Origin of the sequence: Aeromonas sp. 600282, assembly GCF_049175755.1 — a bacterium.
Classification (GTDB): Bacteria; Pseudomonadota; Gammaproteobacteria; order Enterobacterales; family Aeromonadaceae; genus Aeromonas; species Aeromonas veronii_A.
The window spans coordinates 98798-125514 of record NZ_JAAKVR010000006.1 but is presented as its reverse complement, the minus strand read 5'-3'; the positions used below and the strand labels follow the sequence as shown (position 1 = coordinate 125514).

The 26717-nt window shown below is 58.0% G+C and carries 28 protein-coding genes; 11 read left to right on the top strand and 17 right to left on the bottom strand.

Annotation, left to right across the window (positions count from 1 at the left end):
* From lapB to cmk, 5 genes are all read right to left on the bottom strand, one after another.
* Entirely contained in the window at positions 1-1167 is a 1167-nt protein-coding gene (gene lapB, locus G5137_RS08230) for a lipopolysaccharide assembly protein LapB (protein WP_047438342.1), read from the bottom strand.
* 9 nt (positions 1168-1176) lie between these two features.
* Complete coding sequence (locus G5137_RS08225) at positions 1177-1461, bottom strand: LapA family protein (RefSeq protein WP_005337143.1); 285 nt, start codon at positions 1459-1461, stop codon at positions 1177-1179.
* A 158-nt stretch (positions 1462-1619) separates the two neighbouring features.
* Positions 1620-1904 carry an integration host factor subunit beta gene (gene ihfB, locus G5137_RS08220; RefSeq protein WP_005299934.1) on the bottom strand — a complete coding sequence of 95 codons (285 nt, stop codon included), beginning with the start codon at positions 1902-1904 and terminating at the stop codon, positions 1620-1622.
* A gap of 92 nt (positions 1905-1996) precedes the next feature.
* On the bottom strand, positions 1997-3667 hold the full coding sequence (gene rpsA / locus G5137_RS08215; protein WP_005337148.1) for a 30S ribosomal protein S1: 1671 nt from the start codon (positions 3665-3667) through the stop codon (positions 1997-1999).
* 94 nt (positions 3668-3761) lie between these two features.
* Positions 3762-4454 carry a (d)CMP kinase gene (gene cmk, locus G5137_RS08210; protein WP_019444698.1) on the bottom strand — a complete coding sequence of 231 codons (693 nt, stop codon included), beginning with the start codon at positions 4452-4454 and terminating at the stop codon, positions 3762-3764.
* 248 nt (positions 4455-4702) lie between these two features.
* Between cmk and ribA the strand changes: the two genes are divergently transcribed.
* Positions 4703-5296, top strand: a complete 594-nt coding sequence (gene ribA, locus G5137_RS08205; RefSeq protein ID WP_005337152.1) for a GTP cyclohydrolase II — start codon at positions 4703-4705, stop codon at positions 5294-5296.
* 70 nt (positions 5297-5366) lie between these two features.
* Here ribA and G5137_RS08200 read toward each other — a convergent pair whose 3' ends face one another.
* Together G5137_RS08200 and G5137_RS08195 are read right to left on the bottom strand one after the other, a co-directional pair.
* A complete protein-coding gene (locus G5137_RS08200; RefSeq protein WP_346215327.1) occupies positions 5367-6323 on the bottom strand; it encodes a LysR substrate-binding domain-containing protein in 957 nt (318 codons plus the stop codon).
* Positions 6324-6386: 63 nt separating this feature from the next.
* Positions 6387-7262: a LysR family transcriptional regulator gene (locus G5137_RS08195; RefSeq protein ID WP_421255223.1), complete on the bottom strand. Its 876-nt coding sequence runs from the start codon at positions 7260-7262 to the stop codon at positions 6387-6389.
* A 95-nt stretch (positions 7263-7357) separates the two neighbouring features.
* Between G5137_RS08195 and G5137_RS08190 the strand changes: the two genes are divergently transcribed.
* Positions 7358-8581 carry an MFS transporter gene (locus G5137_RS08190; RefSeq protein WP_421255222.1) on the top strand — a complete coding sequence of 408 codons (1224 nt, stop codon included), beginning with the start codon at positions 7358-7360 and terminating at the stop codon, positions 8579-8581.
* A 145-nt stretch (positions 8582-8726) separates the two neighbouring features.
* Here the strand turns inward: G5137_RS08190 and G5137_RS08185 are convergent, their stop codons facing one another.
* The 5 genes from G5137_RS08185 to G5137_RS08165 form a co-directional block, all read right to left on the bottom strand.
* Entirely contained in the window at positions 8727-9281 is a 555-nt protein-coding gene (locus G5137_RS08185) for a VOC family protein (protein WP_421255221.1), read from the bottom strand.
* Positions 9275-10039, bottom strand: coding sequence for a DNA repair protein (locus G5137_RS08180; protein ID WP_216953387.1), 765 nt, complete (start codon positions 10037-10039; stop codon positions 9275-9277). Before G5137_RS08180 ends, G5137_RS08185 begins: the two co-directional genes overlap by 7 nt.
* A 192-nt stretch (positions 10040-10231) precedes the next feature.
* A complete protein-coding gene (nfsA, locus tag G5137_RS08175) occupies positions 10232-10957 on the bottom strand; it encodes an oxygen-insensitive NADPH nitroreductase (protein WP_216978983.1) in 726 nt (241 codons plus the stop codon).
* A 71-nt stretch (positions 10958-11028) separates the two neighbouring features.
* Positions 11029-12594: an AbgT family transporter gene (locus tag G5137_RS08170; RefSeq protein ID WP_216978984.1), complete on the bottom strand. Its 1566-nt coding sequence runs from the start codon at positions 12592-12594 to the stop codon at positions 11029-11031.
* Positions 12595-12737: 143 nt separating this feature from the next.
* A complete protein-coding gene (locus G5137_RS08165; protein WP_216978985.1) occupies positions 12738-14690 on the bottom strand; it encodes a putative bifunctional diguanylate cyclase/phosphodiesterase in 1953 nt (650 codons plus the stop codon).
* A gap of 833 nt (positions 14691-15523) precedes the next feature.
* Here G5137_RS08165 and G5137_RS08160 point away from each other — a divergent pair.
* The 3 genes from G5137_RS08160 to G5137_RS08150 are packed head-to-tail and all read left to right on the top strand — an operon-like array spanning position 15524 to position 17979.
* Positions 15524-16462 (top strand): LysR family transcriptional regulator, encoded by a 939-nt coding sequence (locus G5137_RS08160; protein ID WP_216978986.1) that lies wholly within the window; start codon positions 15524-15526, stop codon positions 16460-16462.
* A gap of 54 nt (positions 16463-16516) precedes the next feature.
* A complete protein-coding gene (locus tag G5137_RS08155; RefSeq protein WP_043823589.1) occupies positions 16517-17539 on the top strand; it encodes a response regulator in 1023 nt (340 codons plus the stop codon).
* 8 nt (positions 17540-17547) lie between these two features.
* On the top strand, positions 17548-17979 hold the full coding sequence (locus G5137_RS08150; protein ID WP_005337175.1) for a PAS domain-containing protein: 432 nt from the start codon (positions 17548-17550) through the stop codon (positions 17977-17979).
* 89 nt (positions 17980-18068) lie between these two features.
* Here the strand turns inward: G5137_RS08150 and ltaE are convergent, their stop codons facing one another.
* The 3 genes from ltaE to G5137_RS08135 form a co-directional block, all read right to left on the bottom strand.
* The gene (ltaE, locus tag G5137_RS08145) at positions 18069-19088 is read right to left on the bottom strand and encodes a low-specificity L-threonine aldolase (protein WP_216953383.1); all 1020 of its coding nucleotides are present in this window, start codon (positions 19086-19088) and stop codon (positions 18069-18071) included.
* Between the two features lie 112 nt (positions 19089-19200).
* Entirely contained in the window at positions 19201-19902 is a 702-nt protein-coding gene (locus G5137_RS08140) for a short-chain dehydrogenase (protein WP_216953382.1), read from the bottom strand.
* A gap of 87 nt (positions 19903-19989) precedes the next feature.
* Positions 19990-20397, bottom strand: a complete 408-nt coding sequence (locus G5137_RS08135; protein ID WP_033137628.1) for a helix-turn-helix domain-containing protein — start codon at positions 20395-20397, stop codon at positions 19990-19992.
* 149 nt (positions 20398-20546) lie between these two features.
* Here G5137_RS08135 and G5137_RS08130 point away from each other — a divergent pair, with 149 nt between their 5' ends.
* Positions 20547-21446, top strand: coding sequence for an aldo/keto reductase (locus G5137_RS08130; RefSeq protein WP_227342566.1), 900 nt, complete (start codon positions 20547-20549; stop codon positions 21444-21446).
* Between the two features lie 71 nt (positions 21447-21517).
* On the opposite strand, the gene G5137_RS08125 is transcribed toward G5137_RS08130, so the two are convergent.
* Positions 21518-21799, bottom strand: coding sequence for an RNA recognition motif domain-containing protein (locus G5137_RS08125; protein WP_005337180.1), 282 nt, complete (start codon positions 21797-21799; stop codon positions 21518-21520).
* Between the two features lie 216 nt (positions 21800-22015).
* A complete protein-coding gene (locus tag G5137_RS08120) occupies positions 22016-22558 on the bottom strand; it encodes a hypothetical protein (protein WP_416004608.1) in 543 nt (180 codons plus the stop codon).
* A gap of 106 nt (positions 22559-22664) precedes the next feature.
* Between G5137_RS08120 and G5137_RS08115 the strand changes: the two genes are divergently transcribed.
* The 5 genes from G5137_RS08115 to mepA are packed head-to-tail and all read left to right on the top strand — an operon-like array spanning position 22665 to position 26685.
* On the top strand, positions 22665-23435 hold the full coding sequence (locus G5137_RS08115) for an amino acid ABC transporter ATP-binding protein (protein ID WP_075115892.1): 771 nt from the start codon (positions 22665-22667) through the stop codon (positions 23433-23435).
* Positions 23428-24225, top strand: coding sequence for an amino acid ABC transporter permease (locus tag G5137_RS08110; protein WP_421255220.1), 798 nt, complete (start codon positions 23428-23430; stop codon positions 24223-24225). The genes G5137_RS08115 and G5137_RS08110 overlap by 8 nt, the downstream gene beginning before the upstream one ends.
* Before the next feature lie 2 nt (positions 24226-24227).
* Positions 24228-25049, top strand: a complete 822-nt coding sequence (locus G5137_RS08105; protein WP_374861473.1) for a transporter substrate-binding domain-containing protein — start codon at positions 24228-24230, stop codon at positions 25047-25049.
* The gene (locus G5137_RS08100; RefSeq protein WP_421255219.1) at positions 25049-25954 is read left to right on the top strand and encodes an amino acid ABC transporter permease; all 906 of its coding nucleotides are present in this window, start codon (positions 25049-25051) and stop codon (positions 25952-25954) included. Before G5137_RS08105 ends, G5137_RS08100 begins: the two co-directional genes overlap by 1 nt.
* Positions 25948-26685, top strand: a complete 738-nt coding sequence (mepA, locus tag G5137_RS08095) for a penicillin-insensitive murein endopeptidase (protein WP_421255218.1) — start codon at positions 25948-25950, stop codon at positions 26683-26685. The genes G5137_RS08100 and mepA overlap by 7 nt, the downstream gene beginning before the upstream one ends.
* Positions 26686-26717 lie beyond the last annotated feature (32 nt).

Sequence of the window (26717 nt, the reverse complement as noted above, 5' to 3'; positions counted from 1 at the left end):
TTATTCACCGTCCAGACCACGGATCGGCTTGATGGAACCCCACTGGCGACAAGACGGGCACTGCCAGAACAGCGAGTGAGTGGCAAAGCCGCACTGCCGACACTTGTGGGTTGACTTGATTTTGATCTGCTCGCCGACCAGCTGTTGCAGCAGTTCGAGGCTCTCCTTGGCAGGCCCCTCTTCCGCACTGGCCAGCTGAAAACCCACCAGCTGGTAAAAACCTTTCATCGACGGATGACGACGCAGCTGACGCAACACCAGCGAACGGGCCTGGCTCAGGCCATCACGCTCTTCAACCAGCTTGGCAAGGGCCAGGGTCACGCTGACACCGGCGTGATCTTCCACAGCCTTCTCAAGCAGCGGGATCAACGCAGGCGTGCGCCCCAACTGCTGATAGCACTCGAGCAATTTGGGCATTGCCTCGGAGGCAAAGTCGATATCCTGCTCGAACACCCGCAGCAGCTCCTTGCTGGCCTGCTCATACTCCCCCTCTGCCATGGCGAGCTCAGCGAGGCGCAAACTGGCCCGGGCACATGCCGGATTGATACTGAGCGCCCGTTTGAGCTTGGCCAGCCCCTCCCCTTTATTGCCCTCACGCAGCGCGGTCTCGGCTTGCTCGCAATAGAAATGGGAGATGGGGTCGGCCAGCTTCTTGCCCTGGAATTTTTGCAGACGAACCGCCACATCGATGGCCTTATCCCAGTCCCGCAACTGCTGATGGATGATCAACAGCTGTGCCAGCGCCGTCTCTTCATAGTCGCTGTCATCACACAGCTCATTCCAGAGCGCTTCCGCTCGGTCCAGCAGACCAGCAGCCAAAAAGTCGCGCGCAAGCTCCTGCAGGGCAAGCTGACGCTGCTCCCGGGTCAGTTGGCGGGTTACCAGGTTCTGGTGGATCTTGATGGCACGATCGACCTCCCCACGCTGGCGAAACAGGTTGCCGAGGGAGAGGTGTGTTTCGATGGTTTCACTGTCCACCTCAAGCAGCTGGATAAAGAGATCCACCGCCTTGTCGGATTCATCGGACAGCAAATAGTTGAGGCCCGCCACATACTGGCGGGAAAACTGGTTACTCTGTTTTTGGGTGTCCTGGCGAACACTCCTGCGACCCATGTACCAGCCATAACCGGCGGCGATGGGTAACAGCAGGAAAAGCAGTTCAAGCATTGAGGAACATTATTCCTTACCCGGTGACCGGGCCAGCTCCAACTCGCGGGATTGACGACGCATGGTGCGGTTGAGGGTGCGGTTTTGCATTTTCAGGCGCAGGAACAGCAGGCCGAATACCAGCCAGCCCAGCAAAAAGCCGCCAGCAAAGAAGAAGCCCAACAGCATGGCAAGTGAAAACTCACCCTGAGCGATCAGGTAATTGAACTGAACCAGCTGGCCATTTTGTGAGCCCAGCGCCAGGGTCAGAACAAACACCAGCACCAGCGGAATGAGGGCCAAAATACGCTTCATAAGAGCTCCCTGTCAGTATCTAATGAGAGGCTGATTATCCTTAAAATCGCAGGCAGACTCTAGAGTGAATGGGAAAAGAGTTTAAGAAACAAGACGATTGGCACAGGAATCGGTGCCAAAAAGAAAAAAGGCATACCCGAGGTATGCCCATTTCTGCATTATTCAATGATGTTGACGCGCTCGCGCAACTCTTTGCCAGGTTTGAAGTGCGGGACATATTTCCCGGTCAGTTCAACCTTGTCCCCAGTCTTGGGGTTGCGGCCCACACGGGGCGCACGATAGTGCAGTGAAAAACTGCCAAATCCGCGGATTTCAATCCGGTCGCCGTTTTGCAAGGTCGACGCCATCTGCTCAAGGATCTCCTTGATGGCGGCTTCGACATCCTTGGCCGGCATATGCATGCGGCTGGCTGCCAGTTGTTCGATGAGATCTGATTTGGTCATAACGTTAAATCTCCTTCCCCGATCACATGCAATATTCATTTTGCCAGGATAAAAAAGGGCGGCGCAATGCCGCCCTTTTCTTGCATCAAGGATTACTCACCCTTGGCGGCTTTGAACGCTTCCATCATAGCATTGCTGAACACAACTTCTTCTTGCTGGTTCAGGTTATCGATGGCAACACGCTCATCAGCCTCGTCCTTAGCACGGACAGACAGGCTTACGGTGCGGTTCTTACGATCAACGCCCATGAATTTAGCTTCAACTTCGTCACCAACAGACAGCACCAGAGTGGCGTCTTCTACGCGGTCACGAGCAGCGTCGGAGGCACGCAGGTAGCCTTCTACGCCATCAGCCAGTTCGATAACGGCACCTTTGGCATCAACCTCGGTAACCTTACCCTTCACGATAGCACCTTTCTTGTTGTCAGCCAGGTACTTGTTGAACGGGTCTTCTTCGATCTGCTTGACACCCAGGGAGATGCGCTCACGCTCCGGATCCACTTGCAGAACAACGGCTTCGATCTCGTCGCCTTTCTTGAATTCACGCACGGCTTCTTCGCCCTGGTTGTTCCAGGAGATGTCCGACAGGTGAACCAAGCCGTCGATGCCGCCATCCAGACCGATGAAGATACCGAAGTCAGTGATGGACTTGATCTTGCCGGAAACACGGTCGCCTTTGGCGTGAGTTTCGGCAAACAGCTGCCACGGGTTGGATTTGCACTGCTTCAGACCCAGGGAGATACGACGACGCTCTTCGTCGATGTCCAGAACCATCACGTCAACCACGTCGCCAACGTTAACAACTTTGGACGGGTGGATGTTCTTGTTGGTCCAATCCATCTCGGATACGTGTACCAGGCCTTCAACGCCTTCTTCGATTTCAACGAAGCAGCCGTAGTCGGTCAGGTTGGTCACGCGGCCAGACAGACGGGTGGTCTCCGGGTAACGCTTGGCGATAGCAACCCAGGGATCTTCGCCCAGCTGCTTCAGACCCAGGGATACACGGGTACGCTCGCGGTCGAACTTCAGAACCTTGACAGCGATCTCGTCGCCAACGTTGACGATTTCGGAAGGATGCTTAACGCGCTTCCACGCCATGTCGGTGATGTGCAGCAGGCCGTCAACACCGCCCAGATCTACGAATGCACCGTAGTCGGTCAGGTTCTTGACGATACCCTTAACTTCTTGACCTTCTTGCAGGTTAGCCAGCAGGCTTTCGCGCTCGGAGGTGTTCTCGGTCTCGATCACGGCACGACGGGAAACAACAACGTTGTTGCGCTTCTGGTCCAGCTTGATGACTTTGAACTCGAGTTCTTTGTTTTCCAGGTGAGCGGTGTCACGGATCGGACGCACGTCAACCAGAGAACCCGGCAGGAAGGCACGGATGCCGTTCAGTTCAACGGTGAAACCACCCTTGACCTTGCCGTTGATGATACCGATAACGGTAGCTTGCTCTTCGTAAGCCTTCTCAAGCTGCAGCCAGGCTTCGTGGCGCTTGGCTTTTTCGCGGGACAGCTTGGTTTCGCCGAAACCATCTTCGATAGAGTCCAGAGCCACGTCAACGGTGTCGCCGACGTTGATTTCCAGCTCGCCCATGGCGTTCTTGAATTCTTCAGCCGGGATAGCGGACTCGGATTTCAGACCGGCGTCAACCAGTACGAAACCGTTCTCGATAGCAACGACAGTACCCTTGACGATGGAACCTTGACGGGTTTCAACGGCGTTCAGGGACTCTTCAAAGAGTTGAGCAAAAGATTCGATCATTGTTTATGTCACAAATGAAACATCCACTTGCAATCCGGCACAAGCGGGGCTGTTTTAAATAATCTGCGCCATCCTTGGTGCAGACGACCGGATGTCAGCTTGCGCTGGCATCACCAAGTTGTTGCTCTGCATAGGCGAGTACTGTTGCCAGCACTTCATCTATGGTCATGGCGGTAGAGTCTACCACCAGAGCATCTTCTGCCGGTTTCAGGGGTGCTGTAGCGCGATTTCTGTCGCGATCGTCACGTTCCCGAATCTCGGTTAAAAGACGCTCAAAGTTAACATCAAAGCCCTTATCTTGCAACTGCTTATAGCGACGCTGGGCCCGTTCTTCGGCACTGGCGTCGAGGAAAATCTTCACCTCGGCCTCGGGGAAAACAACTGTGCCCATATCACGACCATCGGCAATCAGACCCGGGGCCTGACGAAAAGCACGCTGACGGCGCAACAATGCTTCGCGCACCCGGGGGAAGGCGGCGATTTTACTGGCAGCATTACCCACTTCTTCGGTGCGGATGGTGCGGGAGACATCTTCCCCTTCCAGGATCACCTTGACCAGATCGCCCTCAACCTGAAATTGCACATCCAGATTGGCAGCCAGTGGCACCAGTGAAGCTTCACTATCCAGCTCTACATCGTGATGCAGGGCGGCCAGGGACAACACCCGATAGATGGCGCCCGAGTCCAGCAAGTGCCAACCCAGCTTCTCAGCAAGCAGCTGACACAAGGTGCCTTTACCTGCACCACTGGGGCCATCAATTGTCATTACGGGGGCCATCTGAGGCATAACTTCTCTCCTGCACTGTGTTGCTCCCATCCCGAAGGGGTGGGTTAATGGGCGCCGATTATACCCGAATGTGGTGAGCCTGGCAGTCATCAATCCGCACAAAGGGCCAAAACCCGTCGGACAGCTGTGCTTGTATCTCATTTGGAGATTTCATTAAGCAATGCAGGGACTTGTTCTTATGGTCGTTCCTGACAAGGCGCGCTAAACTGGCCCCCCTTTTTTGAGCCGTTAGTAGTAAGGAGCAACCTATGAGCAGCGTTACCCTCGTGGCCAAATCCAAATTGCCAACCCCCTGGGGCACCTTCACGCTGGTAGGTTTTCAGGAAACCGGCACAGGCAAAGATCACGCCGCACTGGTGATGGGCGACATTACCGGTGAAGAGCCCGTGCTGGGCCGGATCCACTCAGAGTGCCTGACCGGCGACGCCCTGTTCAGCCTGCGTTGTGACTGCGGTTTCCAGTTGCAGGCGGCCATGGAGAATATCGCCAAAGCCGGTCGTGGCGTGTTGCTGTATGTGCGTCAAGAGGGCCGTGGCATCGGCTTGCTCAACAAGATCCGCGCCTATCACCTGCAGGATCAGGGGGCCGATACCGTGGAAGCCAACGTGGCCCTTGGTTTCGCCGCCGATATGCGCGACTACACCATCTGCGCCGATATGCTCAAGCAGCTTGAGGTCAAGTCTCTCAAACTGATGACCAACAACCCGCGCAAGATGAAAGCCATGGAATCCTTCGGTATTCCGGTGGCCGAACGGGTACCGTTGCAGGAAGGGCGCAATCCCCACAACGAGTTCTATCTGTCGACCAAGGCCAACAAGCTGGATCATATGCTGAAGAAGTGAGCCTGAATTGACGAATGTCAGATAGTCAAACGCCTCCCGAACGGAGGCGTTTTTCTTGGGACGACCCTAGCTATCGCTGTGGTACGGTCAGATTGGCCAGCAGAGCTTCAAGCTCTTCGCCAGTGCGGGCAGCACAGTATTGTTCGACCCGCTCGCGGGTCAATTGCGGCGCGAGACGTTCAATCAGGTCATACAGATAGCCGCATAAAAATGCCCCTCTGCGCAACCCGATAGCGGCCACACCGCCTGGTAGCCAGGGCGCCGTTTTGAGCACCAGCTCGCCATCGCGCTGGGGCTCCCAGGCAAAGGTTGCCATCACCCCGATGCCCATCCCTTGTCTGACATAGGTCTTGAGCACATCGCTGTCGCTCGCACAGCAGGCGATCCGGCTCTCGGCATGAGCGCAATCAGTGCCATGTGCAGCAGAGAGCGCCCTTCCATCGGTCACCAGCGCAAACTCCACCAGTTCGGCCGGGGTCAGCGAGTTTGCTTTGGCCAACGGATGATCCTTGGGCAGCACCAAGCCCCGTTGCCACTGAAAAGAGGGGAGCATGAGCAGATCGCTCCCCTCCTCCGGTTCATCCGCCAGCAGCAGATCGGCGGCGCCATCATGCACGGCTACGCGGCACTGCGCCGCACTCCCCTGCATCACAGTTACGGCAACTTTGGGAAAGCGGGCCATAAAACCCTTGAGGATGGCGGGCAAAATATAACGGGCTTGCAGATGAGTAGCGGCAATGGTGAGGGTTCCCTGCTCCGGATGCACATGCTGCCTGGCCATTACCTTGATAGTGGCGACCTTGTCCAGCACCTCCGCGGCCACTTTGATCACATCCCGACCTATGGGGGTGATTTGGGTCAGGTGTTTACCGCTGCGCTCGAAGATCTGGATCCCCAGCTCATCCTCCAGCATCCGCACCTGTTTGCTGATCCCGGGCTGGGAGGTAAAGAGGCTCTCGGCGGTGGCCGACAGATTCAGCCTGTGGTTGGCCACCTCGACGATATAGCGCAATTGCTGCAGTTTCATGGTGTAGCCCTCAAGCGAACCCACCGTTAATAGTAACAAACTTTCAGCTATGGCCCGCCGCCATCAGGCCGGGCGCTCCTTGAGTAGAAAATCACGCAAGGCACGGTTGGCCATGGATAGCGGATCACCACGCCGCCACGCCACACAGAGGTCGAGGTAGATGGGCGGGTCGAAGGGTACGCCACTCAGATCCGGCTCCTCTTCCAGCACCATCCGCAAGAAGGTGGTCACCGCAAAGCCTTGCCGCACCACCGCCTTGAGCAGAGGGATCAGATTGCTCTCGAAGGCGATATCGGGTTCAACGCCCAGGCTCTGGGCCAGCGCCTCCATATGCTCCCGGTGATAAAAGCCACGGCGAAACAGCGCCAGCTCCTGAGCGAAAAACTGCGAGAGGGTGACGGCCGATGCGCCACGCAAGGGGTGATCGTCCCCCACCACCATCAACATCTCTTCGCTCAGCAGATGTGCCCCCTCGAGGGCGGGGGGGAGATCACTGGTGATGAGAATGGCCAGATCGAGGGAGCCATCCACCATCCGGCTGAGCAGCTCGCGGGTACCGGCCTCCTCAACACGGATCTTGAGGCCGGGGTAGCGGTGCTTGAAGGCCATCAGACGAGGGGGGAAATAGTAGGAGCCCATCATGTAGGGGATCCCGATCCGCACTTCCCCCCGCTCCAGCCCCTTGAGCTCGGCCATCTCGGCCTCGGCCTGATGCATCTGCAGCAACAGACGCTCTGCATGGCGACAGAGCACCTCTCCCTCCGGTGTGAGCCGTACCGCCCGGTCCTGTCGATCAAACAGCCGCAATTCGAGCTGCTGCTCCAGCTTGGCGATGGCCATGCTGATGGCCGGCTGTGCCACATGCAGACTGTTGGCTGCCTTGGTAAATGAGCCGGCATCCCTGACCGCCAGCAGATAGGTGAGCTGCTTCAGATCCATGTATCAATTCATCTTATGAGATAGATAACTTAAATATATTATATTTATAACCGCAAGGCCTCTACCCTGACCAAAAGCAGTCAGGACAATACGCAATGATTGAAGTTGGAAGTCGCGAGTGGATACGTGCAACCCTGGCCCTCAGCCTGGGCTCTTTTCTGGTGTTTCTGAACCTCTACCAGACCCATCCCCTGTTACCCCTGATTGCCGAGGTCTTCTCGGTCAACTCCCTCTCGGCCAGCTGGACCCTGGCAGGATGCACTGCAGGCCTCGCCGCCTCCCTGCTGATCTGCGCCAGACTGGCGGATCGCCATGGCCGTCGGCAGGTCATGCTGGGTACCCTCACCCTGGCGATCTTGCTCTCACTGTTAATCCCGCTGGTTGAGCAGTTTGGCACCCTGCTGCTGCTGCGTATCCTGCAGGGCGCGCTGCTGGCCGGGTTACCAGCCACTGCGATTGCCTATATGGGGGAAGAGTTCAGTAAACGGGCACTGCTCTCGGCGGTGGGGGTCTATATTGCCGCCAACTCCCTCGGTGGCATTGCCGGTCGGGTGGTCGGCGGCCTGCTGGCGGGCTGGTTTGGCGACTGGCAGCATACCTTTCTGGGGATCGGTGTGATCAGCCTGTCACTACTGCCGCTGGTCTTCTGGCTGCTGCCCCATCAGACCCGCTTTGTGGCGAGCGCCCCCGTTCGCGGCCAATTTGCTCGCGCCTTGCAGCAGCACCTGACCAATCCCTTGCTGGTAGGGGCTTACCTTATCGGGGGACTCAACTTTATGGTGTTTCTGAACCAGTTCAGTTATCTCACCTTCCTGCTGGCCAAGCCCCCTTTCTCCTTGCCCACCCAGTGGCTCGGCATGCTGTTTCTCACCTATCTCTCGGGGACGGTGGCCTCCTCACTGAGCGGCCGCTTTGCCAACCGCTGGGGGGCACAACGCATGCTGCTGGTCGGGATCGCCCTGATGGCCCTCGGCAGTCTATGGCTACTGCAAGCTAGCCTGCTCGGGATCCTGAGTGGCTTGCTGATCTCCAGCTTCGGCTTTTTCCTGGCACACGCCTGCGCTAGTGCCTGGGTTGGTCATCATGTCGAACACAACCGGGCCCTCGCCTCCTCTCTCTATCTGGTGGCCTACTATCTGGGAGCCAGTCTGGGGGGACTTTACCTGCACCCCTTCTGGGAGCAAGGCGAGCTGGGCGGTCTGGTCATGGGAATTGAACTGGTCCTCATCCTGACGGCGGGCTTGAGCCTCTGGCTTGGTCGCCTCAAGCAGCGAAGCCAATCGCCACTCTCTGCCCAGCAACCCCACCGGCACGGGTAACGGGCTCAGCGCAAACAGGGTCACCCACGAGCAGATAGCGCTCTCGCAACCCAGCACCGCCAGATAGCAAAAGGGGTCACACCGGTGACCCCTTTTACTGCGTTATTCAAGAGCCTGTCAGGCTCGCACCGCATTTAGAGCAGGATCACTCCTGATCGAAATAATCCGCCGGCACCGCGACCACAGCACCGGTCGCCACCTCTTCGGCGATCACCTCAGCCAGCGAGCGCAGATGAAACTTGATCTGGCCGGAGGGCAACATCAGGCCGATATCGGGGTTGCGGGTATCCTGCATATTGCCGGTTTTGAATGGCTGCTCGGGATAGCGCGCTACCAGATCCTGCAGTGAAGTGACCACCAGCTCGATATGTTCCAGTCCAGCCTGATGGACGCGCCCCGGTTTCGGCGCCGCCAGCTCGATACAGGGTACCTGCACCTCACCAGCCAGCAGTGGCTGATGCAACTGATAAGTGGCAATCGGGCGACCGCCGATCATCCCCTCCACCAGCAAGGAGCCCGCTTCAGCCAATACAGTACATAGCGCGCGGTACTCCTGCAAGGTCGCCGCCCGATAACAGAGGTGATCGACCGTTGGCTGGGAAAATGTGACGCCAGCAGCGGCCAGTTCGGTCAACAGCTGAGAAACAAATGGGGCCATTGGCCCCAGTGTGGAATCGAGTGGGTGGGACATGCTTACCATTTCTTCTTGGGTTGAAACAGGACATCGAGCTCGTCGGCTTCCTTGTCCTTGATGTTTTGCAGATCCTGCGCGCTGTTTTGCTGCTGCAGCTCTTCAAGCTCCTTGAGCCCCTGACGCATATCCTCTTCACGAGCCAACAGATAGGGATCCTTGTCGCCAATGCTGGCCATTGCCGACAACCCCTTGGTATAGAGCTGGCGGCAAGTACCATATTGGCCCTGAATGCGGGCATCCATCGCCCGCTTGACCAGATTCGAGATGTTGATTTTGAGCTGCATCAGCTCGAGACGACGATCTTCCTGAGCAAACCCCTGCGGATCAATTTTGCCCTTGTTGTGCTCGACACGCAGTACGGCACGTAGCTTTTTTACCAGCTGCAACATCTGGATCGCCTGACGATCAGACTCGGGGGTTTTGAAGTGCCCCTCATCCTGCGCACTGTAATTTTCCTGCACGTTCTTGATCTGGATCTGCACATCGGCGATGCGCTGCTTGATCTGGTTGTTGGGCATCACCTGGGCGATGGCGCGATAGGCATCAAGGATCCGGTGCTGCAACAGCAACACCATGTTTTTGGAGAAAGGCACCAGATTGACGTTCAGCAGTACCTCTTCGGTCTCGTCGGCTACCGTCTTGTGTCTGGCAACGGCGTGACGCTTTTCAGCCTCCGCCTTCTGCTTATATTGCTGTACCACGTTATAGGCGATAACCAAAAACAGGAGCGCGCCGATAGACAGCAATACCAAAGTTAAAATCATAGGATGTCCAAACCCCTGTCCCAATCCAATTGCGTGATCCTACAACAGCTTATCTACTTAAGGTAGCCTGTAGATCCCCCCTTGCCCACGATTTGTCGCCAAGCTGTATACCCGGTCTCAGGGAAAGATTTCAGGATCACGGGAAAATGACCATGGTGGTCATCACTCCCATAGTATCGCCCATCAGCGCCATTACTTGAGGTTAAAGCCCTGCGATTGCAGGAATCCCAGCATGAAAGGGCGGGACTCCTTGCCCAGAATGGCGCGGATCTGGCTACTCCAGGTCTGCTGTTTGTTGTTGCTGCTGCGGGCCTGATAGTAGTCCGCGATCTGCTGATCGTACCGGGCCAGCAGGTCGCGATCCAGCTCGTGCTGGTAGCGCTCCTGATGCACCACCAATCCCCTGGGCAGGCGGGGTTTCTGCTCCGGCTGCTGGGCAGGGTGGCCAAGGCAGAGGCCAAACAGCGGGATCACCTGATGGGGCAAGCCCAGTAGCTCGCTCACCTCGGCAGGATGGTTGCGAATGCCGCCGATATAGACCCCGCCCAGTCCCAACGACTGCGCCGCCAGCAGGGCATTTTGCGCCATCAGGGCGCCGTCAATGGCACCGATCAACAACTGTTCCGCATAACCGGTCTGGGCCTCGGGCACGATCTGGCTGTGACGATGGTAATCGGCGCAGAACACCAGAAACTCGGCCGCCTGCACCACATAGGGTTGATTGCCCGCCAGCATGGCCAGCTGCTGACGCGCCTCGGGTTCACTGACTCGCACAATACTGGTCACCTGCAAAAAGCTCGAGGTCGAGGCGGACTGGGCGGCGGCGAGAATGACATCCAGCTGCTGCGGGGCGATCGGCTCGGCAGTGAACTGACGAATGGAGCGATGGGAAAGGATAAGATCGATGGTCTGATTCATGGCACCTCCAAAATGAGGTAACACCATAGCGAAAAAAACGAGGGAGCCCAAGGCTCCCTCGCACACCCAGCTTAAGGGGCCGGATAGACGTAAGGGGCTTGCAACCCGAGCGGGAAGCCGAGCGCCCAGTAGAGCAGCAGGAAAATCGTCCAGCTCACCAGGAAGGCCAGCGAGTAGGGCAGCATCATGGAGACCAGAGTACCGATCCCGGTGCTCTTCACATACTGCTGGCAATAGACCACCACCAGCGGGAAGAAGACCATCAGCGGGGTGATGATATTGGAAGCAGAATCCCCGACCCGATAGGCCGCCTGGGTCAGCTCGGGGGAGATCCCCACCGCCATCAACATGGGCACTAGGATCGGGCTGATCAGCGCCCACTTGGCGGAGGCCGAGCCGACTACCAGATTGACGCTGGCTGTGAGCAGGATCATCCCGACGATAGTCACCTCACCGGGCAGCGCCAGCGCATGGAGCACTTCGGCACCGGAAAGGGCCAGCAGAGTGCCCAGATTGGAGTCACCAAACGCCTTGATGAAGAGCGCGCAGAAGAAAGCCATCACCATGTAGGAGCCCATCTTGTTCATGGTGGCCGACATGGCATCGATCACATCCTTGCCGCTCTTGAAGCTGCCTGCGACAAAGCCGTAGACAATCCCGGGCAGGATAAAGAGCAGGAAGATGAGCGGCACTATGGACTTCATCACGGGGGCAGCGAAGGTGGTCAGGGAGCCATCGGCAGCACGCAGCGGGGAATCGTTCGGGGAGAGCGCCAGCGCCAGCAGCACGATAGCCGCCAGCATGGCAAACCCGGCCCAGTTGAAGGCTCGGCTCTCTTGCGCGCTGTAGCGCCCCATCTCGTCGGCACTCTCCAGATCCTCGTTAAGCGCCACATGCTTGAGGCGCGGCTCCACCACCTTTTCGGTAATGAACCAGCCGACGCAGATGATCAGCAGCGAAGAGGCTCCGGTAAAGATGATGTTGCAAAGGGTGTTGACCATATAGTCAGGATCGAGCAACTGAGCGGCGGACTGGGTAAAGCCCTGCAGCAACGCATCCCCGCCGGAGGGCAGGAAGTTGGCGGCAAAACCGCCGGAGACACCGGCAAAGGCAGCGGCGATCCCCGCCAGCGGATGGCGTCCGGCAGCGTGGAAGATGATGCCACCGATGGGGATCACCAGCACATAACCCGCATCTGCGGCGGTGTGGCTGACGATCGCTACCAGGATCAGCATGGGAGTGAGAAAACGGGCAGGCGTCACTTTGAGCAACTTTTTCAGACCGGTATTGATAAAACCGGACTGCTCGGCCACCCCGACCCCCAGCATGGCCACCAGCACGATGCCCAGCGGGGCAAAGCCGGTGAAAGTGGTCACCATGGTGGAGAGAAACTCGGCCAGACCGGCACCGGTCAGCAGGTTGTTGACCACTACCGCCTCCCCGGTACGGGGGTTGACCAGATCAAACTGGAATTGTGACAACACCCAGGAGCCGACCCAGACGATCAGCAAGGCGTAGAGGAACAGCATGGCGGGGTCGGGTAATTTGTTCCCGGCTTTCTCGACGCCATTGAGGAAACGGTTCAGCCAACCTTTGGGAGGGCTGGCCGGACGGTCATTGACAGCAGCATGACTCATTATTGCGATACTCCTTTCCCTAGAAACGAGGTCGCATGCTAGCAATTCCAGCCAATCCGTCTCATGACCGATCGCAAAAGAATGATTAATTTTGATTAAATATTGCGGAATAAAATTCCAAGTTGTGGCCTAACGCACACTTGTTACTCTGCCATCACGGCATCTAACAGTGGATAACGCCCAACCTGACACTCCACCACGAAACCGCTTGCCTCGACTTGTGCCACCGTCAGCGGCTTGCTGAACAGATATCCCTGGAACACATGGCACCCCTGGGTCTGCAGTGCGGCCAGTTCGTGAGGCTCCTCCACCCCTTCCGCCATGATCCCCAACCCCAGATTGGTGGCCATGGCGGCGGTCGCCCGGATCACCGGCAGGTTGAGGCCGACCACGAAAGAGCGATCCAGCTTGATCGTATCGATGGGCAGGCGATTGAGATAGGCAAGGGATGAGTAGCCGGTACCAAAATCGTCGATGGCAATCTTGATCCCCAGTTCACTCAAGTCATCGAGAATATCGAGGCACCCCTTCATATCCAGCATAAGCACGGTTTCGGTCAGTTCCAGCGTCAACAGGGAAGCATCCACTCCGTGCAGAGCCAGCTGCTGGCGCACTTGCCCGGGCAGTGCCGACGAGAGCTGGAAACCGGAGAGGTTGACGGAGACTGGCACCCGGTGATGGAGGCGCTTCTTCCAACTGGCCATCTGGGCAAGTGCGGTAGAGAGCACCCAGCTGCCGATCTCGCGGATCAGCCCCATCTCTTCGGCCAATGGGATAAATTCCACTGGCGAGACATGGCCAAGCACCGGGTTATACCAACGCAGCAGCGCCTCGTAACCGATCAGACGCCGTTTGGCGACATCGACCTGTGGCTGGTAACAGAGGCTCAGCTCCTGACGACCGATAGCCTTGGCCAGAAACTGCTTAAGATTGAGCTTGCGCTGCAGGGTCTGCTGCATGCTGGGGGTAAAACGCTGCCAGCGCAGCCGCCCCATCTGCTTGGCCTGATACATGGCCATATCGGCGCGGGTGATGAGGTTATCACCATCGTCCGCATCATCGGGATAGATGGCAATGCCGATACTGCCGCCGATGGTTACCTCCGGCAGACCGCTCAGTTGCAGCGGCTTGGTCATCTGGGAGAGCATCTGATCGGCCACATCCTGGGCTCGTTCACTCTGGTTTCCCAAGGGAACCAACGCGGTAAACTCGTCCCCGCCAAGACGGGCCAGCTCAACATCGCGGGGGCAAATCTGTTTGAGGCGACCGGCAACCCGCTCCAGCAAGCGGTCTCCCGCCTTATGGCCGTAGTTGTCGTTGACCAGCTTGAAGTTGTCCAGATCCATGAATACCAGCGCGAAACGCTCCCCCAGCCCGCAATAGGCCTCGAGAGATTTCATCAAGCCATAACGGTTGAGCAGGCCGGTCAGGGAGTCATGCCAGGCGAGGTGGCGATGCTCCAGCTCCTCGAGTTTGCGATCGGTAATATCGCGCATGGTGAGCAGGATCCGTGCTCCTTGCTGGATATAGCGGAACTGATACTGGAACCAGCGCATCCCCTTGAGGGTTCGGCACTCCCCTTCGGTCACTACTTCATCGAGTCGGGAGAGCTTCTGGTAAAAACTGTCGTCACTACCGGAAAAAACCTGGGAGAGCGTGGCGATCCGGTGACCGAAACACATCTCGAAGTGATAGTTGCCGCTTTCGAACGCGCCATTGCTATCGAACAGGCAGGCCAGGGTATCACCGGTTGCCAGCGAGGACTCCTGATAGAGGGTATCGGAGTCGAGCACCGCCTCGGTCATCATCATCAGACGGCCAGCCAGCTGAATGCCGGAGAGGCGTAGATAGATCTGCTTCTTGACCCCCTTTGGGGAGATAGTCCACCACTCGTTGTAACTTCGCCCCTGCTGAAAATCACCGAGGTAGCGTTGCAACAACAGCGCTATGGCTGTGGCCATATCAGCCGAAAAATCCCTGGAACAGAGCTCGTCAAGGGAGGTGGCCTCCCAGAGAGGAAGTGCTGCGCGGTTTGCCCAGAAAATATGGTGATGTTCGATGTCATATACCCAGATAGGGGTATGCAGAACATCCATTGTCTTCAGTAACCGTTCGTCAAGCGTATTCATCTGGTCAAAATCATTCATGCTGGATGGTCACTGGTGAACCGGAAAACAAATGGGCAAACCGCCGTATGCAGAATGCAAGGTGACAACACCTCTCGGCCACTATTTCTCGCGATGGCCAAAAGCAGATAACTGATTTCAGAAATCAACAACAGGAGAGCCAATCCAGCCACAGAAAAAAGGACTCAGCCAATACTCCTGTCAATCAGAACAAATCCCTCGTTCGTTTTTAACTTTTTTTCCCAGCAAAAACAAGCACTAAGAATTGCACTCTGGATACTTCAAAAAACATTTTTACGATTCACAACAAACACTTATTTACTGACAAAAAAGTCAACTAAAAAAAGTGCCGGCATTTCCCTCGTAAAACTTTCATTTATTAACCAGCGCGTTGAATAAACAGACAAAAAAGAGCAAAACCGGCCCCAAATAGCGACTTAACAAGGAACTTAAATACCTCAAAACCGAATATCTACCTTCACCAGACCGGCATGATGAATATGCGACTGTCATCACATTCACATCGCCGAAAAAAAGAACTGCTCTTGACCAGCGCGATCCTCTTTTTTCCTGAGGATGGGTCGTATTGTAGTCATACCATGTCGCCTCTCTCTCTTGAGCTAACGGGTGACATCTCGCAACAATGACTGTGGCGCAGAAAATAATCCTCATTCGAGAACAATTGAAAATTTAAACTGGTATCAGTAGAAATCGAATCCAGATCAATTAAACGCTGAATTACCCTTGCCAAGCGATAAGGCTCTTTTTATGGTTGCCCCCTTGTTACACCCAGAACAGCGTTTATGAAGCACATCGAAGAGTTCTACCTGTTCGTCAAGGTGGTGCAAGAGGGAGGATTCTCCCATGCTGCAGCCGCACTGGGCATGCCAACAGGCACCATCAGTCGACGCATTTCCCAGCTGGAAGAGCAACTGGGTTGCTCCCTGCTACATCGCTCTACCCGTAAACTCCGTCTTACCGATGAAGGGCTCAGATACTACGAGCGTCTCTGCACACCGCTTGCACAAATCGAGCAGGCCACCAGCGAGATCCGGGGTAAAGAAGCAGACATCACCGGGCTTATCCGGATAGCCGCGCCGATCGCGCTCTCCAACACCATCCTCATCGATATGCTGGCCGAATTCGGGCTGCACTATCCCGAGGTACAGTTCGATATCACCCAGACCAATGATCACCAGCACCTGTTCGACAATGATCGGGATCTGGTGTTCTTCAACGGTGAGCTGCCCCAGTCGCTGCCCAATGCGATCTGTCTCGGTCATATCGAGTACGGCCTGTTTGCCTCGCCACTCTATCTGACCAAGAAGGGAACCCCCTCCCACCCCAGCCAGCTGGAAGAACATGATCTCATCTACTGCTGGCCACACCAGCACTGGCAACTGACCGACAAGGATGGCCAAAACATCTGCATCAAACGCAGCGCCAAACTGACCGTCAACCAGACTCAGGCCGCCGTGCGCGCAGCCCGGCGTCATCTGGGGATAGTCAACGCCCCGCTGCACTATCTGAGCAGCTTCCTCCATGACGAGCAGCTGGTACCGGTACTGACCGACTGGCAGACCGGCAATCGCCCCTTCTACATGTTGTGTTGCCAGCACCAATTCGCCCCGTTGCGTGTTAAGATGTTCGCTGAATTTGTTGAGAAATACTCCGCACGCTATCGTAACCGGCAATGGGATAACCAATTTTCACAGGGTGACAACCTCCCACATTGCATCTGACTGTTAGCGGGCCACACTTATAGCAATCCTTGCCAACAGAGCCTGCCTAACGCCATGAATGTATTGATATGTGATGACTCCGGGTTCGCCCGCAAACAGCTGGCACGAGCGCTACCGGCTGACTGGAAAGTCGATTTGCACTATGCGGCGAATGGCCTTGAAGGGATCGAACAGGTGCTGATGGGCCATGGGGATCTCATCTTTCTCGATCTGACCATGCCGGAAATGGACGGTTACGGCGTGCTGGAGACCCTCCAACGGGAGGGTCTACGCAACAAGGTGATCGTGGTCTCCGGGGATATCCAACCAGAGGCCTATCAACGGGTCATGGGGCTAGGGGCGCTCGATTTCATCAAGAAACCTGCCGCCCCAGAAACCCTGCTCGCCCTGCTCAAAAAGCATGATTTCTGGAGTGCCACCCCGAGCGGTCAACCAAGCGCCCCCGAGCAGCAGCCAAACGGAGTGGTAGCCGATGCAGGCGTCAAGATCACCCCCGAAATCCGCGATGTCTATCAGGAGCTGGCCAACGTCTCCATGGGTCAGGCCGCCGACTTGCTGGCTCGTCTGCTCAACGCCTTCGTGGTACTGCCCATCCCCAACGTCAACGTGCTGGAAGTATCAGAGTTGCATATGGCCCTCTCGGCCGCTGCGGATTCAGATACCCTCTCCGCCGTCTGTCAGGGGTTTATCGGAGCTGGGATCGCCGGTGAAGCGCTGATCCTGTTCCATGACTCCAGCTTCAAAGATTTGGCCAAGCTGATGAACCATCAGGGGACGCTGGATCGCACCGCCGAACTGGAGCTGTTGATGGATACCGCCAACGTGCTGATCGGCGCCTTCCTACGCGGCTACGCCAACCAGCTCGACACCCCCTTCAGTCAGGGGCACCCGGTGGTGCTCGGCCAGCACAGACCCATCAACGAGCTGATCAACACCAACAAGAGTCGCTGGCGCCGCACGCTCGCCATCGAGATCAACTACCGGATCCAGGATTACGCGGTGCAGTGTGATCTGCTGCTGCTGTTTACCGAAGATTCCATCGCCACCATGAACAACAAAATCATGCACATGCTCTAGGAGTGACTATGGAAATCCGTGAATTTCATTGGCTGATGAACATAGTCCAGAACCTGGACGTAGGCCTGGTAGTGCTCGACAAGGAGTACAAGGTACAGGTGTGGAACGGCTTTATGGAGAGCCACAGCGGCCGACTGGCCAGTGACGTGCGCGATGGCGTACTGTTCGAGCTCTTCCCCGATGTGGACAGAGCCTGGTTCGAGCGCAAGGCCAACATGGTCTTCAAGCTCAACAACCGCGCCTTCAGCACCTGGGAGCAGAAGCCCTATCTGCTACGTTTCTCCAACTATCGCCCCATTACCGGCTCGGCCCCCCATATGTTCCAGAACCTGACGCTGGTGCCACTGGCCGATTTCGGCGGTCAGGTGACCCACATCGCGGTGATGATCTACGACGCTACCGATGAGGCCATGCTGATGAGCGGCCAGCGGCAGGCTTGAGCTTGCAGCAAATAACAGAGGGCGCCGCGGCGCCCTCTTTTATTTCGGTATGAACAGGTCTCGGTATAACCTCTACCTCACCAGCCGTCTCAACGCGCCCCGAGATACTCGGTGAAGGCGTCGATCACCTCTTCAATATCGTCATCGTTGATTTGCAGATGGGTCACCAACCGCAGCTCGCCGTAACCGGAGAAGAGGATCCCCCTCTCCTTCATAAAAGCGAGCAGAGGGGCTGATTCCCCCTCACGCAGCCGCAGGAACACCATATTGCTCTGCACCAGCGAGAGGTCGAGCTCGATGCCCGGCAGTGCAGCCAACCCTTCGGCCAGCCGTTTGGCACGGCGGTGATCATCGGCCAGGCGGGTCACGTGCTGCTCGAGGGCAAACAGACCGGCTTGCGCCAGAATCCCCGCCTGACGCATGCCGCCCCCCAGCATCTTGCGCAGTCGGCGCGCACGGGCGATGAAGTCGTGTCTGCCCACCAGCAGCGAGCCCACCGGTGCGCCCAACCCCTTGGAGAGACAAATCGAGATGCTATCAAATGGAGCGGCGATCACCTCGACCGGGGTCTCGCTGGCCACGGCGGCGTTAAAAAGCCGGGCGCCATCGAGATGAAGCTTCAAGCCGCGCTCGGCAACGAATGCCCCCATCTCCTGCAGATAGGAGAGCGGCAGCACCTTGCCGTTGTGGGTGTTCTCAAGGCAGATCAGGCGAGTCTGGACGAAGTGGGCATCATCAGGGGCCAGCGCAGCCCTGATATCATCGAATGCCAGTGTGCCATCGCGCTGCATCGGCAAGGGTTGCAGGGCTACGGAGCCCAGCACGGCACTCCCCTGCGCTTCATAGCGATAGATGTGAGCGGCGTTGCCGAGGATGGCCCCCTCACCGCGCTGACAGTGGCTCATCACCGCCAACAGATTGGACATGGTGCCGGACGGCACAAACAGCGCCGCCTGTTTGCCCAGCAATCTGGCCCCAAAGGCCTCCAGCGCGTTGACGCCCGGATCTTCACCATAGACATCGTCACCGACTTCGGCGTGGAGCATGGCTTGACGCATGGCGTCAGTAGGCTGGGTGACGGTGTCACTTCGTAAATCGATATAGCGCATGAGATCCCTCCTGAAACAGGAGAGTGACGTTAGCCATGCGCCCCTCGCTTGGCAAGGGGCGCATGAGCAGAATGTGAAGCCAATAGACGTCCGTAGAACCCGCAGGCGGGATTTACCAAGGCAGCGGCTGACCGTTCAGATCCAGTAGCTGGCCCGATTGAGTCAATGATAACCCCTTGATGAGATTGAGCAGTTTCACCGCCACCTCGGCAGGATCCAGCAATTGATCCGCGGGCAACTCGCTCAGAAAGGGGGTATTCATCGGGGAGTCCATCAAGCCGGGCGCAACGGCCACCACCCCTGCTTGCGGGAAACGCTGCGTCCACTCAAGGGCCAGGGTTTTCACCCCCATGTCGAGGGCCGCTTTGCTCATCCGGTAGCTGTAACGTCCCCCCTCCAGATTGGCGGTGATGGAGCCCGCCAGATCGGAGATGGCGCAGAGCCACAGCGGATGGTCATTGCCCATCAACCGGCTGAAACGGGCAGCCAGCGCCAGTGTTGGCCAGGCATTGGCCAGCAGGCTGTCGCACAGCCACTTGGGGTGCACCTCTTCGACCCGCCGCTCCGGCATAAAGCTGACATCGTGCAACACGCCGATGGTATTGATCACAACGGTGGGAAGCGGATCGCAATCGTAGAGGGTAAACAAGGCATCGAACGAGATGGCATCGACATCTGGCAGCGGGAAGAAGTCCTCCATCTCGATCCCTTTGGGATAGTTGCGCCCGGCCAGCAGGAATGACTCCCCCCTTGCCATCAGCTCTCTTGCCAGCGCCGAGCCCAGCGCACCACTTCCGAGGATCAAGTAGCTCATCGCCCATTCCATGGAGACTTATCTTGCTTAGAGCGTATCAGAATAATCAACCGGCCGTGACACGACCAAAGGGTAATATGCTCCTCATCACGCTTCCCCCAGATGGCGGCCAAACTCCCGCGCCAGCGCCAAGTCGAGAAAACCGTCCGCTTTCTTGTGGGTGCGCAAAAACTGGTAGTAGGCGAGCAGGGTGACCAGCGCCTCCTCATCGGGCAGCCCCACCCCGGGTTGCTGCTCGCCCAGCAGTTGCTGCGCCGCAGCCAGCGCCTCCCTGTCCACCACTTCCGCCTGACGGTAGAGATAACCGCATCCGGTCGCCAGCCACTCCAGCGAGCAGTTGGCCCCCATGGCGATCTGGTTGGCCCGCGCCAGGCCAGGCTCGGCCCCCTTCAAATATTTGCGGATCAGCGCTTCACTGAGCCCCACCTTGCGGGCAAAGGCGCTCACGCTCATCTCCCCGATCAGGCTCTGCAAGCGCTCGGCAAATCCTTCCATCCAATTATCTCCCCAACTCTCTTCGGTCAGAACCAAAGTTCGAATCATGCCACTGTCCATTATTGCTTTGCCAGCCACATGGGGCCAAGATGCCCGCAGTCATCCATGTTGCACATCGTTTTCGCATCGCGTTTTTAAAGGAGTCAACCATGTCTGTATCCCGTGTCGCCCTGCATCCGCAAGGCCCCACCTTCTCTCGCCTCATCATGGGTTACTGGCGCCTGATGGAGTGGCAGCTCTCTCCGGCCGCTCTGCTCGATCTGATGAAATATCATCTGGATCTGGGGGTCACCACCATCGATCACGCCGATATCTATGGTGGCTACCAGTGCGAAGAGGCCTTTGGTCACGCCCTACGCCTCGAGCCTTCCCTGCGCAGCCGGATGGAGATCGTCACCAAGTGCGGTATCGCCCTCACCGCCAAGCCGGAGCATGCTCTCAACCACTACAACACCGGCAAGGACCATATCATCGCCAGCGCCGAGGCCTCGCTGCGCAAGCTCGGCACCGACCATCTGGACCTGCTGCTGATCCACCGCCCGGATCCCCTGATGAACGCCGATGATGTGGCCGACGCCTTTATCACCCTGAAACAGGCGGGTAAGATCAAGCACGCCGGGGTATCCAACTTCACCGCCCGTCAGTTCGAGCTACTGCAATCGCGCCTCCCCTTCCCGCTAGTCACCAACCAGCTGGAGATCTCGCCGCTTCATCAGGAAGGGACCCTCGATGGTACCCTGGATCAGTGCCAGCAGCTTGGCATCAAGCCGATGGCCTGGTCATGTCTCGGCGGCGGCCGACTGTTCAGCGATGAGGCCTATGCCCCGCTGCGTGCCGAACTGGAGCAGATCCGTCAGGAAGTGGGCGCCCAGACTATCGAGCAGGTGGTCTACGCTTGGGTAATGATGCTGCCAAGCCAGCCGCTGCCATTGATTGGCTCCGGCAAGCGGGAGCGGATTGCCGCCGCCGTGGCCGCCGAATCCATCGAGCTTAACCGCCAGCAGTGGTTCCGCATCCGCAAGGCGGCACTCGGTTACGACGTCCCCTGATCACAGCAAAACATTCAGAAACAAAAACGGCATGGGGGAAACCCATGCCGTTTTTTTATTGCCGAGGTACCTTAGCGGTGGCGCTGTTGCGGGCGACCACGGGGAGCATCTGTCTTCGGTTTGGCCTGGTTGACGGTGATGGTACGGCCACCGACTTCTGTGCCATGCAGACCAGCGATGGCCTTTTCGGCATCACCATTGACCGGCATTTCAATAAAACCAAACCCCTTTGACTGGCCGGTATCGCGGTCGATGATGATATCAACCTTGTCGACCTGTCCAAACTGGCTGAACAGGGTTTTCAGTTCGTCGGCCGTCATCCGGTACGACAGATTTCCTACGTAAATCTTCATGCCATCCACTCTCGATTCAAGGTGCCTTCTCTATGCAATTCCCAGCATAACGGTAAGGGCACAACCCCTATGCCGGACCTGCCATGGCTTCATGCCGTGGCCTTCTCCACACTGTCGTCAAGTGATTGATCTCTTGGGTTAACAGTGCAGACAAGATCAATTCGAGTCACTGGCAGTATCTGAGCTTTGCCGGGAATTGTCGAGAAAATAGTCGACTCAGGCCGATTGCAGATCTGACAACCGTTGCGCCAGCATCCGGCGACCGTGCCAGGCCCGTTTAAAGCCGAAGCGATAGACAGACGGGCTCACCAGATGCAGCTCCCCCGCCTTGAGATCCAGCAAGGCCATGGCCGCCGCCAGCTCATCTTCACTCAGTTGCAGATCGAGGCTGAAGTCGAGCCACTGGCCGTCGTGACCCACTCGTCGCTCCCGTTCAAGCGCCACCAGCTGGTTGCGGGGCAGCGCCAGCGCCTCATCCTTGTTGCCATTGAGCAGATAGATATGCTGTTCATCCCACCCCAGCTCCGCCAGGCGCCAGGGCTGCCAGCTGCGGGGCAGCGACACCATGATCCCGGTGATGCCACCAAAGACCACGCCCACCCAGTTGAGCAGCGCCATGGCGCCCCAGCCATCCCACAAGGAGGCCGCTACCACGCCCCAACTCACCAGCAACAGCAGAAAAATGACGCAGCGATAGCGAACCGCTGGCGGCATCAACAGCTGCACCTGCGAACCGGCAAGCAAGGATGTAATACGCATGAAAAGCTCCTGTCATCACGAAATGGCGCCATTGTGAATAGGCATCAGGATGCTGACAAGGGGGTTTTCTTTGTCATCCCCCTATAAAATCAATACCATGGCGTAAATGATTCTCAGTGGAACCCGCTTCTTGACCAGCTCGCAACCCTGTGTGCGCTTTTGTGGCGTCGACAAATTCTATGGCGATTTTCAGGCTCTTCATCACATCGATCTCACCATTGAACGGGGAGAGAAGTGGGTTATCTGTGGCCCGTCAGGCTCGGGAAAATCGACCCTGATCCGCACCATCAACGGGCTGGAGGGGATCGACGACGGCCAGCTGTTCCTGTTTGGCGAGCCGGTGACCCCTTCCTACCTGCGCCGCCTGCAAGGTCGGGTTGGCATGGTGTTTCAGCAGTTCAACCTCTTCCCCCATATGACGGTGCTGGAAAACCTGATGGTGGCGCCGGTGCATACCCTGGGGTTGCGACCTCAGGAGGCCAAAGCCCGGGCGCTCGGGCTGCTCGAGCGGGTGCGCATTCAGGCACAGGCCGACAAGTACCCACACCAGCTCTCCGGCGGCCAGCAGCAGCGGGTCGCCATCGCCCGCTCCCTCTGCATGCAACCCGAGCTGATGCTGTTTGACGAGCCCACCTCCGCCCTCGACCCCGAGATGATCCGCGAAGTGCTCGATGTGATCCGCGAGCTGGCTGACGAGGGGATGACCCTGATCTGCGTTACCCACGAGATGGGCTTTGCCCGTCAAGTGGCGGATCGGGTGCTCTTTATGGACGAGGGGAAGATCATCGAGTCGGCCCCGCCCGCCCAACTGTTCAACGCCCCTCGGCACCCGCGAACCCGGGCCTTCCTCGAACAGGTGCTCAGCTATCATGGCTAGGCTCAATCGCCCCCGCCTGCTCGGCTGGTTGTCAGGCACTGTGATGCTCTTTGCGCTACTGGGCTGGACGCTCTATAGCGGCGCTCGCCAGATGGGCTATGAGTGGCAGTGGCCGCGGATGTTGCCCTTTCTCGGCGAGTGGGATGAGGGAACCTTTTATGCCGGCCCCTTGCTAAACGGCCTGCTGGTCACTTTGCAGGTGGCGCTGCTCAGTCTGTTGGGCACGATGGCGGTCGGTGTGTGCGTGGTCAGCCTGCGGTTGCTTCCCTCCCGGCTCGGCCCCTGGCTCGCCATCACCTATCTGGCGCTGGTGCGCACCACGCCCCAGTTGGTGCAGCTCTATATTCTCTATTTCTTGCTGGGCCCCATGCTGGGATTGGCCCCCCTTGCCTGCGCCGTGTTGAGCCTCTCCCTCTATCAGGGGGCCTTCACCGCCGAAGTGCTGCGTGCAGGTGTACAGGCCATTCCCAAAGGGCAGTGGGAGGCAGCCCAGTCGCTTGGCTTGTCACGGGCCATCACCCTGCGCAAGGTGATCCTGCCCCAGCTGGTGCGCATCACCTTGCCGCCACTCACCAACGAGCTGGTCTCCCTTATCAAACATTCGGCGCTGGTGAGTGTGATCGCCATCTTCGATCTGACCAACGAAGGGCGTACTCTGGTTGCCGATACGTTTCTGACCTTTGAGGTGTGGTTTACCGTAGCTACCCTCTATTTGCTGTTAACCCTGACGCTGTCAGCCTGTTCGCGGGCGCTGGCCCGTCACCTGAATCCGGATCAACAAGGACGCTAACCATGAATCTGTCATTCAAGACCACCCTGTCGGGCGCTGCCCTGCTACTGACAAGCCTGCTCACTCCGGCACTGGCACAAACTGCCCCCTCCGACACCCAGGCACAGATCGAGCAGAGCGGTACCCTGCGGGTCGGCATGTCCACCTTCGCCCCCTGGGCGATGCGCGACAAGCAGGGGGCCCTGATCGGTTTCGAGATTGACGTGGCCCGTCGCCTCGCCACAGATAACGGCTGGCAGGTAGAGTTCGTGCCTACCGCCTGGGATGGCATCATCCCCTCCCTGTTGGCGAAAAAATATGACGTCATCATCGGCGGCCTCACCATCACCCCCGAGCGGGAGAAGAGCGTGCGCTTCACCCAGGCCTACTCCCATTCGGGGGTGCAGCTGGCCGCCTCCAGCACCCTGGCCAAAGAGAAGAAAACAGTGGCGGACTTCAACCAGCGCGGGGTGATCCTGGCGGTACGCCGTGGCGCCTCACCGGTACAGGTGGCAAAAGAACACTTCCCCAAGGCCACCCTGCGCCAGTTTGATGACGAGTCACAGGTATTTCAGGAGGTGCTGAACGGCCGCGCCCACGGCGCCCTCTCCTCTTCCCCGAAACCCGAGCAAGAGGCGCTGCGCCACCCGGATGCCCTCTTTATGCCGTTTGCCAAACCGCTGGCAGAAGGGAGTGAAGGCTTTGCCCTGCGCAAGGGGGATGATGCCCTGGCTGAGCAGTTCAACGAGTGGATCGCCGCCCGTCAGGCCGATGGCTGGCTCAAAGCGCGCCATGACTACTGGTTCAAGTCGCTGGCGTGGGAAGCGCAGGTCGCCAATCCCTGATGCTGATTTCTCTAAAAGACACCATCCGGCGCATCATCCGTGGGGCATGTCGGAACATCAACTGGCTGGATGGGGCGATCGCCCTGATCCTGCTGCTGGCTGGTCTCTGGCTGGCCAGCCGCCTGCACATCGGGGTGGCCTATCAGTGGCGCTGGCATGAAGCCTTCGACCTGCTGTTCACCCCCGGCCCTCACGGCGAGTTGCCCTACTTTTTCAGCGGTCTGCTCACCACCTTGCGTATCGCGCTGCTTGGCATGGTGCTGGCGCTGCTGCTCGGCACTACGCTGGGGGTGGCGGCGTTCAGTCGTCGCCCGTTTCTGGTTCTGCCAGCCACCCTGTTTATCCAGCTCATCCGCAATCTGCCGCCGCTGGTCTTTATCTTCATCTTCTACTTCTTTATCGCCAACCAACTGTTGCCCGCGAGCGGTCTATCAAGCTGGCTCGGCAACATCTCTATTTCTCCCTGGCTGGAAGTTCTGTTTGGCCCGCCGGCTCGCTGGGAGAACCTCATCTCAGGCACCCTCTGCGTCGGCATGATCAGCGCGGCCTTCGTTGCCGAGATCGTCCGTGCCGGTCTTGCCGCCATCCCCAAAGGACAGTGGGAAGCAGCCCACAGCCTCGGATTATCCCCCTGGGTGCGGCTGCGCCATGTGATCCTGCCACAGGCTATGCTGCTGATGTTGCCCCCCCTCACCGGGCAGCTCATCGCGCTGGTGAAGGATACCGCCATCGTTTCCCTTATCTCGGTGCAGGAGCTCACCTTCGTCGGCACCGAGATGGCCAACTCCAGCGGACTGGTCTACGAGATCTGGCTGCTGGTGGCCGCGGCCTATTTATTTATATGTTTGAGTCTGTTCGTATTGCTGAGCCGACTTGAAGCAAGACAAGGAGCACGCCCATGCTGACGTCCCTGTTGCTGGCGACTGTATTGCAAGCGGAAGCCATCGGTGGTTATGCCGCCGGTTGCCTGAAAAACGGCGTATCCCTACCCCTCGAAGGGCCGGGTTATCAGGTGATCCGCACCAAGCGGCTACGTTACTACGGCCATCCCGATCTCATCCACTATCTGCAGACACTGGCCAACCAGACCCGCATGGCCGGATTGCCGGATCTCTACATCGCCGATCTGGCGATGGCCCATGGAGGCCCCTTTACCACGGGCCATCGCAGCCACCAGACCGGCCTTGATGCCGATATCTGGTTTCGCATGGCCAACCGCCCCATCAGCAAATGGGAGCAGGATGCCCCCAAGGAGTGGGCGCTGATCGACGAACCCAGCTACAAGATGCTGCCGGGCCGCTTCGGGCCGCAACAGCTCACCCTGCTGCGGCTGGCGGCCAGCAAACCCGAGGTGGCCCGCATCTTTGTCAATCCGGTGATCAAGTCGGCGGTCTGCCAGCAGGCTGGTGATGAACCCTGGGTTGCCAAGCTTCGCCCCTGGGTTGGCCACTTCAGCCATTTTCACGTGCGGCTGCGCTGCCCGGCGGGCAGCCCCGATTGTGAACCCCAGGCTCCCATTCCGCCCGGCAATGGCTGCGGGGAAGAGCTGGCCTCCTGGCTCAAAGACAAGCCCCAGTTACCCAAGGTCTCCGGCATCAACAAGCGACCTGAGCTACCTGCGCGTTGTGGCAACTGACCCCAAGCTGGTATGGTGGTGCACTCTTGGTC